A 14,670-nucleotide genomic window follows, 5' to 3' on the forward strand; every position below is an offset into this window, starting at 1 on the left:
CTCGTTCTTTCTACGCTTCTTAACAGCGTTTCACCTACCTGATGTTAGCGCAGCAACCCGCCTTTTATCTTCGGCAATCAGGATAATGCCAAAATGCTCTTTATCAGGGTGCGTGCTCCAGATTTTTTCTTCCGGAATGCTGACACCATCGTATGCGGCCTTCGTACCGTCAAAGGGATAGAATCGTCCATCATCTGAATCCAGAATAAAAACCGCAAGTTGAGTGGAGTTTCTGGCTATTTTCTGCCAAAGCGCCTTGCCCCCGGCATAGTGAATATTATCGCTCATTAAAATCACGCCACACTTGAGCACCAGCGCCTCATATAGCTGTGTGGCTAAGCCAGCTTCCTGGAGCGGCTTCTCGACGCAAACGCCTTCAACCTGCAGAACGCTTTGATCCTCCCAAAAACGATCTACTGAAATAACGTTGTCACCAATCGTTTTTTGATTTTTGAGCTCAAGCATGGCGACGACAGCGTGCCGGCGATCTTTTTCATTTCCTTCAGGCTCGGCCTTAATGATTGCAGCCCTCGGGGTCGACCTGTCAAAAATGATAAGGAAATGCTGACCTGCAAACGTCAGTTCTTCAATCACCTCGAACGAGCGTTTTATCGACGCCGTGCTATAGGAAAAAGGCATCACAACCATATTCGAATCTCCTGGTATCAATACCGGCATAAACTTTAACTCCCTTAAAGTCATTCAGTCATGCATAAATTAACACCAGGGAGTTCGTTTTTTAAACGCTAACCGCGTTGCGATATGAAAACCAGGAGCCGGCTCGAGAAAACTATTTCTCGCTGTTTTCTAACGCATATTTGTACAAGGCATTCTTTTTCACCCCGTGAATTTCAGCGGCAAGCGCTGCAGCCTTTTTCAGCGGTAACTCCGTCTGCAGCAACGCCAGCGTACGCAGCGCTTCGGCGGGGAGTTCATCATCGCTTTGGACTTTAAAGCCCTCAACAATCAGCACCATTTCGCCTTTGCGGCGGTTTTCATCTTCCTTCACCCATGCCAGCAGCTCGCCTACGGGCGCGCCGTGAATCGACTCCCAGGTTTTGGTCAACTCGCGCGCCAGCACTACGTAGCGGGATTCGCCCAGCACCGTGCAGATATCATCGAGACTGTCGAGCAGGCGGTGGGTGGATTCATAGAAAATCAGCGTTCTCGGTTCCTGTTCAATCGCCTTCAGCGCGTCGCGACGGCCTTTGGATTTTGCAGGCAGAAAACCTTCATAGCAAAAGCGGTCAGACGGCAAGCCAGCTGCGCTGAGTGCAGCAATAGCGGCGCAAGGGCCAGGCAACGGCACGACGCGAATCCCCGCTTCGCGGCAGGTACGCACGAGGTGGTAGCCAGGGTCGTTAATCAGCGGCGTACCGGCATCGGACACCAGCGCAATGCTTTGGCCTTCCTGCAGCTTCGCCAGTAGCGTTTCAGATTTTTGTTGCTCATTGTGATCGTGAAGTGCGAAGAGTCGCGCATTAATCGCAAAATGCTGCAGCAAAAGTCCGGTATGACGGGTATCTTCTGCGGCAATCAGATCAACGCTTTGCAACACTGAGAGGGCCCGCTGGGTGATATCCCCGAGGTTGCCGATAGGCGTCGGGACGATGTAAAGCGTACTGGCTGAAATCGCCGCCGTTTCGTGTTGTTTCATTGTTTCATCCGTATTGCCGATTTAATATTGTACATTGGGAAATAAAACCACTGGATACAGAATGCTACCCTCAACCTTGAATCGTTCAAAAGCCGGGCGCTGCCTGCCTGTGTTGCTCGCGGCGCTGATTTTTGCCGGCTGTTCAACCCAGGCGCCAGATCAGTCCGCCACGCTGCTGCAGGGCGACACCACCGCCGGGTCCGCTTATTATCTGCAGCAAATGCAGCAAAGTGCAGATGATAGCAAGACCAACTGGCAATTACTCGCCATTCGTTCCCTGCTAAAGGAAGGCAAACCTCAGCAGGCTGTGGCGTTGTATAACCAACTGCCGCAGCAGCTCAACGATGCTCAAGTGCGTGAACAACAGCTGCTGGTGCCGGAAGTGAAGATTGCGCAGAAAGATTTCAGCGCCGCCTCTGCCCTGCTGGAAAAGATTGACCCGAGCGCACTCGACAAGGGCCAACAGAGCCGTTATTACCAGGCTGTGATTGACGCTTCTCAGGGACGCCCGTCTTTAGCGCTGCTGCGCGCGTACATTGCTCAGGAACCGCTGCTGAAAGGCGATGCACATCAAAAGAACATTGATGGCACCTGGCAGGTTCTGTCGCAGTTCTCCCCAGAGCAAATGAACAGCCTGGTGATTAACGCCGACGAAAATACCCTGCAGGGTTGGCTGGACCTGCAGCACGTCTGGAGCGATAACCGTAACGATCCTAACATGCTGAAAGCCGGGATTCAGGACTGGCAAACGCGCTACCCGAATAATCCGGGTTCAAAAACGCTGCCGACTCAGTTGGCGAATGTTCAAAACTTCAAACCGGCCTCAACCGGTAAAATCGCTCTCCTGCTGCCGCTCAACGGCCAGGCTGCGGTGTTTGGCCGCGCGATTGAGCAAGGGTTTGAAGCGGCGAAAAACAACGGCGTCGCGCCGGTTGCAGCCGTTCAGCCTGCCGCCCAGCCCGGAGATCCTAATGCGCAACCACAGGCTGCGCCGCCTCAAGAAGTGCCTCAACCGCAAGCGTCCCAGGCCCCCGCAGATCCTAATGCTGCAGTGAGCCCGGCAAGTGCGTCCGTCAGCGATTTAACAGACCAGAAGGCACAGGCCGCAACGCCGCAAACCGCAGCCCCAGCAACGCCGTCTGCCCAGCCAGACGCACAAACCGCGCCATCTCTTGCCGCGAACCCTTCGGCAGACATTAAGATTTACGACACCAGCAGCCAGCCGCTCTCTCAGGTTCTGGCTCAGGCGCAGCAGGACGGCGCCACGCTTGTCGTTGGTCCGCTGCTAAAAAACAATGTTGACCAGTTGGCCAGCACCAACAGCCCGTTAAATATTCTGGCGCTTAACCAGCCTGAAAACGTGCAGAATCGCCCTAACATCTGCTATTTCGCACTTTCTCCAGAAGACGAAGCCCGTGACGCCGCGGATCACATCTGGCAGCAAAGCCACCGCAATCCGCTGATGCTGATCCCTTCTAACGCTCTGGGCGACCGTGTGGCGAAAGCCTTTGCCACCGAATGGCAGAAACTCGGCGGCGGTCTGGTTCTGCAGCAGAAATTTGGTTCAGTGAGCGACCTGAAACGCGGGATTAACAGCGGCTCCGGCATCGCCCTGACCGGCACCCCGGTAAGTACGCCGTCCAATACGCCGCCAGGCGTTACCATTGGCGGACTGACTATTCCGGCAGCACCTACGGATGCGCAAATTACCGCAGGCAGCAGCGGCAACGTAGACGCGGTCTACATCATTGCGACCTCCGAAGAAGTGGCGCTGATCAAACCGATGATTGCGATGCGCACCGGCAGCCGCGGCAGCGCTCAGCTGTATGCCAGCTCGCGCAGCTCGCAGGGCGTGAACGGCCCGGACTACCGACTGGAAATGGAAGGCCTGCAGTTTAGCGAAATCCCGATGCTTTCCGGCGGTAATCCACAGCTGATGCAGCAGGCGTTAAGCAGCGTCAATAATGACTACTCGCTGGCGCGTCTGTATGCCATGGGCGTTGATGCCTGGACGCTGGCAAGCCACTTCTCGCAGATACGCCAGGTGCCGGGTTATCAGGTAAACGGCAACACCGGGCAGCTGACCGCCAGCCAGGACTGCGTCATTAACAGGAAGTTAAATTGGCTGCAATTCAGTCAGGGCCAGATCGTTCCGGTATCCTGAACCGCAAGCAACGCGGCGCGCGCTACGAACAGCAGGCGCGTCGCTATCTTGAGCGCGAGGGAATGCGCTTTGTGGCCGCGAACGTGCATGTTCGCGGCGGCGAAATCGACCTTATTATGCAACAGCAGCAGGTTATCGTTTTTGTGGAAGTGCGTTTTAGGCGTAACGATAAGTTCGGCGGAGCCGCCGCCAGCGTGACGCGCAGCAAGCAGCTGCGCCTGCTGCATGCCGCTCAGGTTTGGCTTAGCGGCAAAGGTCAAAGTTTTGATACTGTAGATTGCCGTTTCGATGTGTTAGCTTTCACCGGCAATGAAATAGCGTGGCTGACCAACGCGTTTGCCGCCGATATCTAAAAAACTCCAGGTAGAATCAACGTGCTCGAAAGAATCAAAGTCTGCTTCACGGAAAGTATTCAAACTCAGATTGCCGCAGCGGAAGCCCTGCCGGACGCCATCTCCCGTGCAGCGATGACGCTGGTTCAGTCTTTACTGAACGGCAACAAAATCCTCTGTTGTGGCAATGGCACCTCCGCCGCCAACGCACAGCATTTTGCTGCCAGCATGATCAACCGTTTTGAAACAGAGCGCCCTAGTTTACCGGCCATTGCACTTAATGCAGATAATGTGGTCTTAACCGCGATCGCTAACGACCGTCTGCATGAAGAAGTTTATGCCAAACAGGTTCGTGCGCTGGGCCACGCCGGGGACGTTTTGCTGGCGATTTCCACCCGAGGCAATAGCCGTGATATTGTCAAAGCGGTTGAGGCCGCTGTCACCCGCGACATGACCATCGTCGCGCTGACGGGCTATGACGGCGGCGAACTGGCAGGACTGTTGGGGCCACAGGATGTTGAAATCCGAATCCCTTCTCATCGCAGCGCCCGCATCCAGGAGATGCATATGCTGACGGTGAACTGTTTATGCGATCTGATCGACAATACGCTATTTCCCCACCAGGATGGCTAATAGCTAATTTTGAGAAAGGAGAAGGAATGAACATGAAGGCCATTACGCCAGTCGCAGTTCTTATTTCCGCGCTGTTGCTGCAGGGCTGCGTCGGTGCCGTTGTTGTGGGAAGCGCCGCCGTAGCGACAAAAACTGCGACAGACCCACGCACAGTCGGGACGCAGGTTGATGACGGCACGCTTGAATTACGCGTGAACAGCGCGCTCAACAAGGATGAGCAGATCAAGAAAGAAGCGCGTATTAACGTGACGGCTTACCAGGGCAAAGTGCTGCTGGCTGGTCAGTCTCCTAACCCAGACCTCGCCTCTCGTGCGAAGCAAATTGCGTTGGGCGTAGACGGCGCAACCGAAGTCTATAACGAGATTCGAATTATGGCTCCGGTCGGCCTGGGTGTCGCATCGAGCGATACGTGGATCACCACAAAAGTTCGATCTCAGTTGCTCACCAGCGACCAGGTAAAATCGTCTAACGTGAAAGTCACCACCGAGAATGGCGAGGTATTTCTGCTCGGCCTGGTAACCGAACGTGAAGGTAAAGCCGCGGCGGATATTGCCAGCCGGGTTAGCGGCGTGAAGCACGTCACCACCGCGTTCACGATCCTGAAATAACGGCCCCTCACCCTAACCCTCTCCCCACAAGGGAGAGGGGATAACACCAGCCAGTCGATTGAATTTCCGCCAGTTTTCATTCTGGCGAAGTAAAGGTTGCCCACAGAATTCTCCCTCTCCCTTCCTGGATGAGGGTCAACTGTGATTACAGCTTACTCAGGCACTCCATCGCCACGGCTTTAAAACTGTCAAAATCCTTACTCTCGCGCAGCCGAACCATCGCTCGCTCACGCAGGAAGGTCACAAACAGGTCGTAAATCGCCATCGCCTCTTCGTATTCGCTTTTGCTAATCGCCAGCAGGAAGATCACGTACGCCGTCTCATCCCCCCAGCTAATACCGTGCGGCGCCAGCACGGTGTAAACCACCGTTTTTTTCGCCAGCAGGCCCAGCGAGTGCGGCAGCGCAATGCCTTCGCCCAGCATGGTGCTGACAATGGCCTCGCGCTCCACCACCGACGGGTGAAAGTCTGCATCAACCACGCCTTCCCGCTCCAGCTGCTCGCAGAGCGTCAGGAACAACTGCTGCTGAGTCATAGGTTGATCGATAATGCGGAAATGGCTGGCATCGAAGAATTTCTCCAGCATGTAAGGCCTTGTTCTGTCCACCAGCACCAGCTTACCAAGCTGCTCGAGCTGATAATCCGTCGGGAACGGCGCCATCACCACCACCGGCTTTTCTTTCTCATTTATGCGCGCCGTGCTGATTACAAAGTCCTCATCCACGGTTTCAAGCTGCTCATAATCGCGCAGAGAGATAATGTTGGTCACTTCCACCTGCGGATATTTACGCAGCAGCATGGCCTGCAGCATACGCACCGTCGAATTCCCTGTATCGCAAACCAGCAGCACGCGAGGATGGCGCTGGTAGCCAATGTTGTAATGACGCTCCAGACCCACACCGATGTGCAACACCAGAAAACCAATTTCGTTTTCACTGATAGCGTAAGGGGTATATTTTCCCCAGCTTGAGACCGCCGCCAGCGTCATGTCGTAAGCCAACGGGTAATGCTGTTTGATGTTAGCCAGCAGAGGATTCGGGATGTTTATCTGGTAGCGTACCCGGGTGATCATTGTCTTGATATGGGTCAGCAGGTCGGCGTGCAGCTGCTCGTCGCTGAGAAGATTGTAGTTATAGTGGGTATTGATGTAGCGCAGAATGTAGTTAACCAGCGCCTCATCATCGTCGGCGCTGATCGCGCTCGGCGCCACTTCCTGCACCTGCCGCGAGGCGATGTGCACCTGCAGCCACTGCTCTTCAGCTTCGGAAAGCGGCTTCCCCGCCAGTTGCTGAAGAAGAGCGGCAATCTGTCTGGCTGCCTCTTTCACCTGGACATCAACGCTATCCGCCGTAAATTCCGGTAGCGGATAGCCTTCGCTGATGCGACGAACCGCCACCGAACAATAGAGGCGAATAAACTGCTCGCCTTCATCGGTCAGGCGGATGTGGCAGCGGGTAAAACAATCGTGCAGCGAACCGGCGAGCAACTCCGGGACACCCGCGTTCAGCGCTTCTTCCGTCAATAACGGATTTTCGCTGTCCTCTAAGGTTAACTGCCACAGCAGGTCAGTCAGGCAGGCGCGTATAGCCGTTTCGCTGCCGAACAGCTTCATGCCGTGGCGCGGGCGTGTCTCAATGGTCAGATGATAGCGGTTAAACCACTCCCGTACTTCGGCCATATCGCTTTGCAGCGTGGCCCGGCTGACAAACCACTCTTCGGCCAGATCTTCCAGCTTCAGTGAAAACGCCGCCGTCAAAAAACGCACCACAAGGTAATGCACGCGTTCTGGCGAAGTACGAGGAATACGAAGCTGACGCGGACGATGCTGCACCAGCTCGCCGTAACGCTCAGTATCCTCGATATTCAGTTGATATCCCGCACCGCGGGTAAGCGTAAACTGAGCCCCGAAGCCTGACATCAGCGCATTAAGCGCCGTGATATCGGCCCGAACCGTACGAGTAGAAACGGACAAACGCCGCGCCAGTTCATCCTGGGGCAGCGTTTCGTTTTGCAGCATCTCAAAAAGCTGAGCCAGCCGTTGATTGGGGAATCTCACTACCGCTTCCTTTGGTTATCGGGGCGTTTAAGCGCCCCGTCCTGCTTTACTTAAACGGGGTGAAGACCATCTGTGACGGGCTTCCCACCGCCGTATAATCCTCGATAAAAGTTAATTTACCGCTGCCCGGGGCCACGCTAAAACGAGTAATGTTGTCGCTGCGCTGGTTCAGGGCATAAAGATGTTTGCCGGTATTATCCAGCGTCAGGCCTCGTGGATAGTCGCCTCTGGTCCAGATGTCGTCCTGATGCGTAAGTTCGCCGTTAGCGCCCACGCTAAAATGCGCGATGCTGTTATGCAGGCGGTTGGCCACATACAGTTGCTTGCCGTCGTGGCTGAGTACCAGGCCCGCGGCAAAGCTTGTGCCCTTATAGCCTTTTGGCAGGGAAGAAATCGTCTTTCCTTCGGTCAGCGTGCCTTTCTCACGGTCGAGCTTGTAATGGGTAAGCGTAGAAGCTTCTTCGTTAATCAACCACAGGCTCGCGCCGTCTGCGGCAAAGACAAAATGGCGTGGCCCCGCGCCTTTTGAAGAGGCGGCGATAAACGGCGGATCGTTTGGCTCCAGCACGCCTTTGCTTTGATCGAAGCGATACTGGTAGATCCGATCCAGGCCAAGATCGGTGGAGAAGACAAACTTGCCGCTCGGATCGGCGGCAATCATATGGGCATGCGGGCCGTTATGGTCGCTGGCGGCAAAGCTACCTTCTACCGCAGCTTCTGGTTTTGCCGCGCCCGGCTCACCGCTGTCCTGATGCTTGTCGCTGGCTTCCTGCAGGCTACCGTCTGCATTAATCGGCAATACGGCGATTGAACCGCTCACATAGTTAGCCACCAGCAGGTGCTTACCCTGCGGCGTCAGGGACAGATAGACCGGTCCTGCGCCCCCGGAAGAGACCTGATTCAGTTCGGTCACACTTCCGTTATCACCCACACGCAATGCCGATACCACGCCTTTCTCGGCTTCGCTGGCGACATATAGCGTTTTTCCATCCGGCGACGCGGTGAGCTGTGCGACATTCGGCAGCGAGCTGACCAGCGTTTTCTCGCTAAGCGCGCCGGTTTTGGCGTCAACCTGGAAGCGGTAAAGCCCTTCGCCGTTGGGGTTGTAGGTGCCAACCCAGGCATAGTGGCTTTGCGCCGCGCTGTTGCCGGCGGCGAGTAAGGCAAATGAAGCAACAAGCAGAGTGCGTGCAGACATGCGTTTGTCCTCGAAGTGTGGTTGATGAGGATTATACCCTCACCCTAACCCTCTCCCTAAAAGGGAGAGGGGATCTTTCTTTTTCACATCAGTCCTTCTCTCTCCCTCGAAGGAGAACCGGCCTTTCTTTTCCCCCTCTCCCCTTTGGGGAGAGGGGGAAACAGCGAGCACTTTACCCCACCAGCTTCTTCGTCATCGCCAACAGAGTGGCAACATCCACCGGGCGCGTATTGCCGCTGGCCTTGTCGATAATTGAGCTGTAAATATGCGGGATCACTTTGCTTACGCCGGCATCCAGCGCAATCTTCAGGATCTCCTCGTAGTTATCAAGATCGATACCGCCGGTCGGCTCCAGCCAGAAGTCATGCTTCGCACAGGCTTCCGCTACCGCCTGGTACTCTTCGCGGCAGTCCAGCCCGCCCATCGGGAAATATTTGATTGAGCTGCCGCCCATATCCTTCAGCAGCGCAATCGCTGTTTCGACGGGTACGATGCCGTCCGGCGCGCCAGAGCTTAACGGGCCGGTGGAGATTTTTACCCTCCCGACGGTGCCGGTCGGCGAAACCAGGCCGTTAACTACGCTGTCAGTCTGGCCCAGCAGCGCGCGGCTGGTGCCCACGCCGGTAAACACCTGATTGACGTGCTGGGGCTGAATCTGGCCGGAGATTTCGCTCACCATGGCAGATTGATTGGGATCGCCTGCGCCAAGGCCAACGGACAGCGCGTTGTCGATCAGCGCCGCGTAATCACGCATGTCGGCTACCGCGCTTGCTACATCCGGGTAGTTTTTGGATAACACGCCAACCAGCACTTGGCCTTCCGCCGCCTGGTAAATCTCTTTGGCGTTTTCTTTGGAGCCAGCCAGGACGTTCAGGCACACGCGATCGCGGTAAAAATTCGGGGTCAGTTTCATGCTTATTTCTCCTTGCTTACCAGCGCTTTGATGCAGCGGTAAATAATCTCCAGCTGTGCCGCGCTTACGCTGCGCACATCCGCTTCAATAATGCCTTCGTTGGCCTTGTAGCCACGGAAGTAGATGGCGTATTCGCCCTGCTTCAGCTTACCGACAAGCTCGCCGGTGCTGATGCCAACGGTCGCTTCATCGAACTTGATTTCGCTGCGGGCGATATCGCGGCCAGCGGCGTCCCACACCACGCGCGCAGTAACGCCATTCAGCGTGTTCAGGCTGTCGATAAACGGCGTCATTTTGGCGACCATTTCGGCCCCACTCTCTTTGGCTGCGCTCAGGTAATGTTCAATCGCGCAGGTCAGACCGAGAATGCCTTCTTTGCCAACTTTCATCGCACGTCCGATACCGCCAGTTTGCAGCTTAACCCACTCGACGTACTGCTCTTTGCCGATCACCAGCCCGCTGGTTGGGCCTTCAATAGCTTTAGCCCCGCTGTAAATCACCAGGTCTGCCCCGGCGCGGTAGTAGCACTGCAAATCTTCTTCCGCCGCAGCGTCAACAATCAGCGGCAGATTGTGCTTACGCGCCACGACAACGGCCTGCTCAACGCTGAGCATGCTTTTTTGCACCGAATGGTGGGATTTGATGTACAGAATGGCCGCCGTGCGCGGAGAAATAGCTGCGGCCAGCTGGTCCGCCGAACATTCGTTGGCGTAGCCCGCTTCAACGATTTTGCCGCCGCCCAGGTTCACCATCGTGCCGACCGGCGCGCCGAAGTTAACGTTGTGGCCCTTCGGCAGCACGATCTCGTTGTTCTCCAGTGGGGCCGCATGTAGGTTCTCGATCAGCCATTGATTGTCTTTAACCAGCACCGCAGCTACGGACTGGGCAATACCGGCAGAAGCGCAGGACACCACGGTCGCCGCTTCAACATCGAGCAGTCCGGCAATGTAGGCGCCGGTCTTGTTGACCAGATCCTTCATTTCGAAGTAGTGATTCATGCCGGTGGTGACCGCATCCACCACTTCCGGGCGAGGCGTAGACACACCAAGAGCGGTCATGCGGCCAGATGCGTTAATCACCTGTTTTAAATTGTATTTTTCATAGATCGAAGACATGTTCAGCTTTCCTTTGTTCGGTAGTAAACCATTTCCCGGCGCGCACTGCGGCCAGCGCCACCAGCGCCTGGTCACCCGTCAGCGTTTGCTGCTCTGCGTCGGTAAATACCGTTGGCTGGCGGCGCAGTTCAAAGACGGTCAGATCGCCATCCAGACCCACGGCCAGGCGGCCTTTATTTTTCAGACGTAATCCATCCGCAGCGTGCGCGGTCACACAGTCGATCACCTGAGGCAATGACAGGCCAATGGAGAGGAATTTCGACATCACTGCGCCGAGTGAATGCACCGGGCCGCTGATGCGGTTGCGGCAGTAGATGTCCGAGCTGATGCTGTGCGGCAGAATGCCCTGCTGGATAGCGACACGCGCCACGTCAAAACTAAAGCTGGCGGTGCCGTGCCCGACATCCAGGCGCACCCCACGTTGGATAGCCTGCGCCACGGAGGCTCGCAGTTGCCCGGCCGGATTGAGAATGCGGTTCGGCTTGCCGTTGTAGCAGTGGGTGATGATATCGCCGCTGGTCAGCAGCTCAGCCACTTCATCGAGATCCGGCGGGTTATTGCCGATATGCACCATCAGCGGCAAATCACCGTTTTCTTTCTGGATAGCCTTGGCGCGCACCAGCGGCGTAATGCCGTTGTCACCTACCACGCTGCTGCTCATGCGCGCTTTTAAGCCCACGATAAAGTCCGGGTGGCGCTTCACCGCGCCGCGCACGGCGTCAGCGTCAATATTCGCCATATTGGACAGTTCGTTTTGGGCAATCAGGCCCACGCGGGAGATGTTCAGTAGCGCATAAACTTCGGTCGCTGCGCTGCGGGTGATTTGATAGAAATCGTCGACGTCATCGGCCCCGGTGCTGCCGGCATCAACGACGGTTGTCACGCCGGTATGAATCCCTACGCTGTCAGGTTCGTCATGGTAAATAGGGGACTTGGGGTAACAGTGAACGTGGGAGTCAATCCAGCCGGCGCTGACGTAGTATTCGCCGTTCAGCTGGCGCTCTTCAGTTGCCTCGCCGGTTATTTTGCCTAAGGCGGCAATTTTGCCGTCCTTCAGGGCGATATCGATTACGGTATCGTCCACCAGCCGCGCCTGGCGCAGGATCAGGTCAAACATATCTTTCTCCTTAACTGGCGGGCGAGCCACAGCCCGTCCGCCCTGGAAATACTGCTTACAACGCTACCGGGAAAATGGAACCTAAAATCATTGCGCCCAGGATCGCCCCGCCGGTAATCGGTTTGCCCCAGAGGTAAAACAGCAGAGAGCCGATCAACGAGCCGATGCCGATGGGAATCGAAGCCGTCATGGCGCTGAGGATAATCAACGGCCCAAGGAAGCGGCCGGAGGCGTTACCCGCGCCCATCATGACGTCCGCCCCGTAGGTCGAGTCGCTCTGATTGATGGTGAACTTACGTGCCAGGATGATGATGTAGCCAATGGCAAGACCAATCACCAGGCCAGTCACCAGCGATGCGGCAAAGTTTGCCACCGGGAAGACAAAGCCCGCGCCCAGCAGCAGCGCCGGAACGCCGAGGCCTACGCCGGTTTGAATCGCCCCACCGATATCCAGGATCCCGACCAGAGAGCCTTCGATGATGCGGGCAAACAGGAAGCTGGCGCCAAACGCCGCCACCGCGCCGTAAACGCCGGTATCAATCCCGGACTTCAGCATCGCCACGAAGGCGACTTCGTTAAACGCGCCGATGCCGTACAGGTAGTACATGTGTGTCCCGGCAAACACGCCGGAGGAGAGCAGGCCGACAAAGATCGGGAATGACCAGTCCGCGTACCAAAAGCCTTTATTCTGTTCCATGCGTTATCCCCTTATTTGCCGCTCAGCGAGTTATGCAGCAGATCCAGCCAGTTCGGCACGGTCATGTGGAAAGACTCAATCATCTTCATGTCGAACCCGCGGAAGAAGGCGCTCAGCACAAACAGGGCCACGATAGCCGTCATCATCACTTTGGTGACACGGTGCCAGCCGCTTTCTTCAACGCCTTTACCGATCAGGATACCGAGCACCAGGCCCGGCACGGCGTTGCCCATGATCAGCTGCGCTGCGCCGCCGAAAATGGTTGCCCAGAAGCCGGATTTTTTGCCCGCGTCGATAGCCGCCAGCCAGAAAATAACCGGCATCACGGTGTTCACCAGCAGGTTAGCCGCAGGCACCAGCACTTTGACTGCCGTGACCTGAAGTGCCGCCGGCACCGCAGAGGCCGTAGAGTTCAGGAACGCCACCACGATCATGCCGATGATGCCGCAGGCGATAGCCATTTTTTTCGGGTCGTGGAGGGTTTCCGCCACGTTACGGTTCTTCACCATCAGAGCAGCCGCGCCCCAGTTAGGGATAATGCGGTGGTCAACGTCCTGGGTGAATGCCCCCGCCGCGACGGAAGATGCCCAGGCGTTAAAGAAGAAGCCAAGCCCAAAGGAGAAGTGAGAAGCCGGATCCCCTTCACAGGAGTTCAGCTCGCCGAGTGTACGAAATGCGCCCATGCCCTGAGAGGTCGGCGCATGGAACATACGCGCGGCCCCGGCACCAACGCCCACACCGACGAGGCCGCCGATAATGAGTGATTTGAATAATATGATTAAGAACATGAGTCTGCCCTTGTTAGTGTTATTTTATTGTGCGACGAAATCCACCTCATCGAGGTTAAGAGCCGTCACGTTGACGGAAACATCCAGCTCCACGCTGTAGCTCCGCCTTTCCCGGCGCAGGAAGAAGAACAGAAAAGCTTCTTTGCGCACCCTGACCTGCGCCTGAACAACCTGCACGTCCTGTGGCTCAATGCGCAGAAGAATGTGGTTGGTGGATTTAAGCACCGTGCCCTGAACGTGATTCAGGGCGTCGGAAAAGGCTTTGGCTTTGGTATCGCCGCGCCCGCTAACTCGCACCGTGGTAGCGAATTTTTCTTTCATACTTAACTGCCGTACTTCTTGTTCCACGCCTGTACCAGGCGCTCACCCAGCTCTTCTTTGTCCATAAAGCCAAAGCCAAGCACGTTGTTGCCTTCGTTAATCGCCGTCACGCCTTCATCAACGGAGCGCATGCCGTACTTAGCTTTGTAGCCGTGTTTGGTTTGTGCGGTGATAGCACCTGCGCCGCCGCTGCCGCAGAAGGAGATACCAAAGGTGGCATTCTCCGCTTTCATCACGTCGCCCAGCTTCATGTCGGCGGCGACGCCTGGAATAACCACGGCGCGACCGCCCGCTTTTTCGATCCCTGCTGCAACTTTCTGGCCTTTGCCCAGACGGTCACCAATGACTACGGTAATTTGTTCCATTGTTTTCTCCTGATTATTCAAAGATTGTCTTTCGCCACTTCGAAATGCACTGACAGCAACCACGCTTCTTCTACCGGCAGATTTCCGAACTGATCGACCACCGCCTGCGCCATTTCCATCGACTCCGCGGAGATCTCCTCGAACAAGCTCTCTTCCACTTCTGGTAACGGCTCTCCGGTCAGAGAGCGATGAATCATCGCCTTCACGTGAGAGGCCAGCATTTGTTCCTGTACCCCGTTAGGCGTGATGTGCTTACTTTTGAACAGCGCGTCAATAAAACCCTGAATACGCGCCGTTAACTCCTCGGCTTCATTAACCATTACCGCTCCGTTATTCACCCTGGGTACCTCGTTAACTAATCTGTTTTTTAAGCTACCTGGCGGGGGGAAAGGTTTGTAGCGAGTTGTTTTCCACTTCGAAGTGGAAATCGCGGCGGCAATAGTGATCTGTTCCACATAAAGAGCCGGAATAGCGCTTTTCCGCTGGCTTACCGTGAATTGGCTCACATAACCGGGTGATAAAAGGCCGTTTTTCCAGCGGCGCTTTTTGTTTGAAAGTGTGATGAAAGGACCGTTTTAGCGCCATCATTGGCGTTGCTTATGATGGATACGTTCGTGGCGCAACGGTAAATCCTGCTGCTTATTGCGGCTCATCAGTGCCGTCTGGTCTCGTTTGCTATACCTTAATGGCATAATTTTTCCGACTG

General features: G+C 55.8%; 16 protein-coding genes. 4 read left to right on the plus strand and 12 right to left on the minus strand.

Going from position 1 to position 14,670, the window contains the following annotated elements:
- Window positions 1–30: 30 nt before the first annotated feature.
- Window positions 31–648: a hypothetical protein gene (locus tag WFN87_RS21115; RefSeq protein ID WP_008453667.1), complete on the minus strand. Its 618-nt coding sequence runs from the start codon at window positions 646–648 to the stop codon at window positions 31–33.
- Between the two features lie 142 nt (window positions 649–790).
- Window positions 791–1,657, minus strand: a complete 867-nt coding sequence (gene rsmI / locus WFN87_RS21120) for a 16S rRNA (cytidine(1402)-2'-O)-methyltransferase (protein ID WP_008453669.1) — start codon at window positions 1,655–1,657, stop codon at window positions 791–793.
- A gap of 61 nt (window positions 1,658–1,718) precedes the next feature.
- Here rsmI and WFN87_RS21125 point away from each other — a divergent pair, with 61 nt between their 5' ends.
- Genes WFN87_RS21125 through dolP form a run of 4 tightly spaced genes read left to right on the plus strand, consistent with a single transcriptional unit; the run spans window position 1,719 to window position 5,394 of the window.
- The gene (locus tag WFN87_RS21125) at window positions 1,719–3,821 is read left to right on the plus strand and encodes a penicillin-binding protein activator (protein ID WP_336983674.1); all 2,103 of its coding nucleotides are present in this window, start codon (window positions 1,719–1,721) and stop codon (window positions 3,819–3,821) included.
- Window positions 3,779–4,174 (plus strand): YraN family protein, encoded by a 396-nt coding sequence (locus WFN87_RS21130; protein ID WP_008453674.1) that lies wholly within the window; start codon window positions 3,779–3,781, stop codon window positions 4,172–4,174. The genes WFN87_RS21125 and WFN87_RS21130 overlap by 43 nt, the downstream gene beginning before the upstream one ends.
- A 21-nt stretch (window positions 4,175–4,195) precedes the next feature.
- Window positions 4,196–4,786, plus strand: coding sequence for a DnaA initiator-associating protein DiaA (diaA, locus tag WFN87_RS21135; RefSeq protein WP_008453676.1), 591 nt, complete (start codon window positions 4,196–4,198; stop codon window positions 4,784–4,786).
- Between the two features lie 32 nt (window positions 4,787–4,818).
- Window positions 4,819–5,394, plus strand: a complete 576-nt coding sequence (dolP, locus tag WFN87_RS21140; RefSeq protein WP_008453679.1) for a division/outer membrane stress-associated lipid-binding lipoprotein — start codon at window positions 4,819–4,821, stop codon at window positions 5,392–5,394.
- A gap of 145 nt (window positions 5,395–5,539) precedes the next feature.
- Here the strand turns inward: dolP and WFN87_RS21145 are convergent, their stop codons facing one another.
- The 10 genes from WFN87_RS21145 to WFN87_RS21190 all read right to left on the minus strand — a co-directional run bounded on the left by WFN87_RS21145 (window position 5,540) and on the right by WFN87_RS21190 (window position 14,284).
- Window positions 5,540–7,450, minus strand: a complete 1,911-nt coding sequence (locus WFN87_RS21145) for a PRD domain-containing protein (protein ID WP_166993241.1) — start codon at window positions 7,448–7,450, stop codon at window positions 5,540–5,542.
- A 46-nt stretch (window positions 7,451–7,496) separates the two neighbouring features.
- Window positions 7,497–8,648, minus strand: coding sequence for a beta-propeller fold lactonase family protein (locus WFN87_RS21150; protein ID WP_166993238.1), 1,152 nt, complete (start codon window positions 8,646–8,648; stop codon window positions 7,497–7,499).
- A gap of 172 nt (window positions 8,649–8,820) precedes the next feature.
- Window positions 8,821–9,561 (minus strand): 2-dehydro-3-deoxy-phosphogluconate aldolase, encoded by a 741-nt coding sequence (gene dagF / locus WFN87_RS21155; RefSeq protein ID WP_336983673.1) that lies wholly within the window; start codon window positions 9,559–9,561, stop codon window positions 8,821–8,823.
- 2 nt (window positions 9,562–9,563) lie between these two features.
- Entirely contained in the window at window positions 9,564–10,676 is a 1,113-nt protein-coding gene (locus tag WFN87_RS21160; protein ID WP_166877349.1) for a DgaE family pyridoxal phosphate-dependent ammonia lyase, read from the minus strand.
- Window positions 10,660–11,793 (minus strand): amidohydrolase/deacetylase family metallohydrolase, encoded by a 1,134-nt coding sequence (locus WFN87_RS21165; protein ID WP_336983672.1) that lies wholly within the window; start codon window positions 11,791–11,793, stop codon window positions 10,660–10,662. Before WFN87_RS21165 ends, WFN87_RS21160 begins: the two co-directional genes overlap by 17 nt.
- A gap of 55 nt (window positions 11,794–11,848) precedes the next feature.
- The gene (locus WFN87_RS21170) at window positions 11,849–12,490 is read right to left on the minus strand and encodes a DUF4310 family protein (protein ID WP_008453690.1); all 642 of its coding nucleotides are present in this window, start codon (window positions 12,488–12,490) and stop codon (window positions 11,849–11,851) included.
- 11 nt (window positions 12,491–12,501) lie between these two features.
- Window positions 12,502–13,278 (minus strand): DUF4311 domain-containing protein, encoded by a 777-nt coding sequence (locus WFN87_RS21175; protein WP_008453692.1) that lies wholly within the window; start codon window positions 13,276–13,278, stop codon window positions 12,502–12,504.
- A gap of 24 nt (window positions 13,279–13,302) precedes the next feature.
- A complete protein-coding gene (locus WFN87_RS21180) occupies window positions 13,303–13,599 on the minus strand; it encodes a DUF4312 family protein (RefSeq protein WP_008453694.1) in 297 nt (98 codons plus the stop codon).
- 2 nt (window positions 13,600–13,601) lie between these two features.
- A complete protein-coding gene (locus tag WFN87_RS21185) occupies window positions 13,602–13,964 on the minus strand; it encodes an SFCGS family glycine-rich protein (RefSeq protein WP_008453696.1) in 363 nt (120 codons plus the stop codon).
- 17 nt (window positions 13,965–13,981) lie between these two features.
- Window positions 13,982–14,284 (minus strand): glycine dehydrogenase, encoded by a 303-nt coding sequence (locus WFN87_RS21190; protein WP_166877355.1) that lies wholly within the window; start codon window positions 14,282–14,284, stop codon window positions 13,982–13,984.
- Window positions 14,285–14,670: the final 386 nt, after the last annotated feature.

It is taken from the genome of Cedecea sp. AS113 (assembly GCF_037152415.1).
Taxonomy (GTDB): Bacteria; Pseudomonadota; Gammaproteobacteria; order Enterobacterales; family Enterobacteriaceae; genus Cedecea.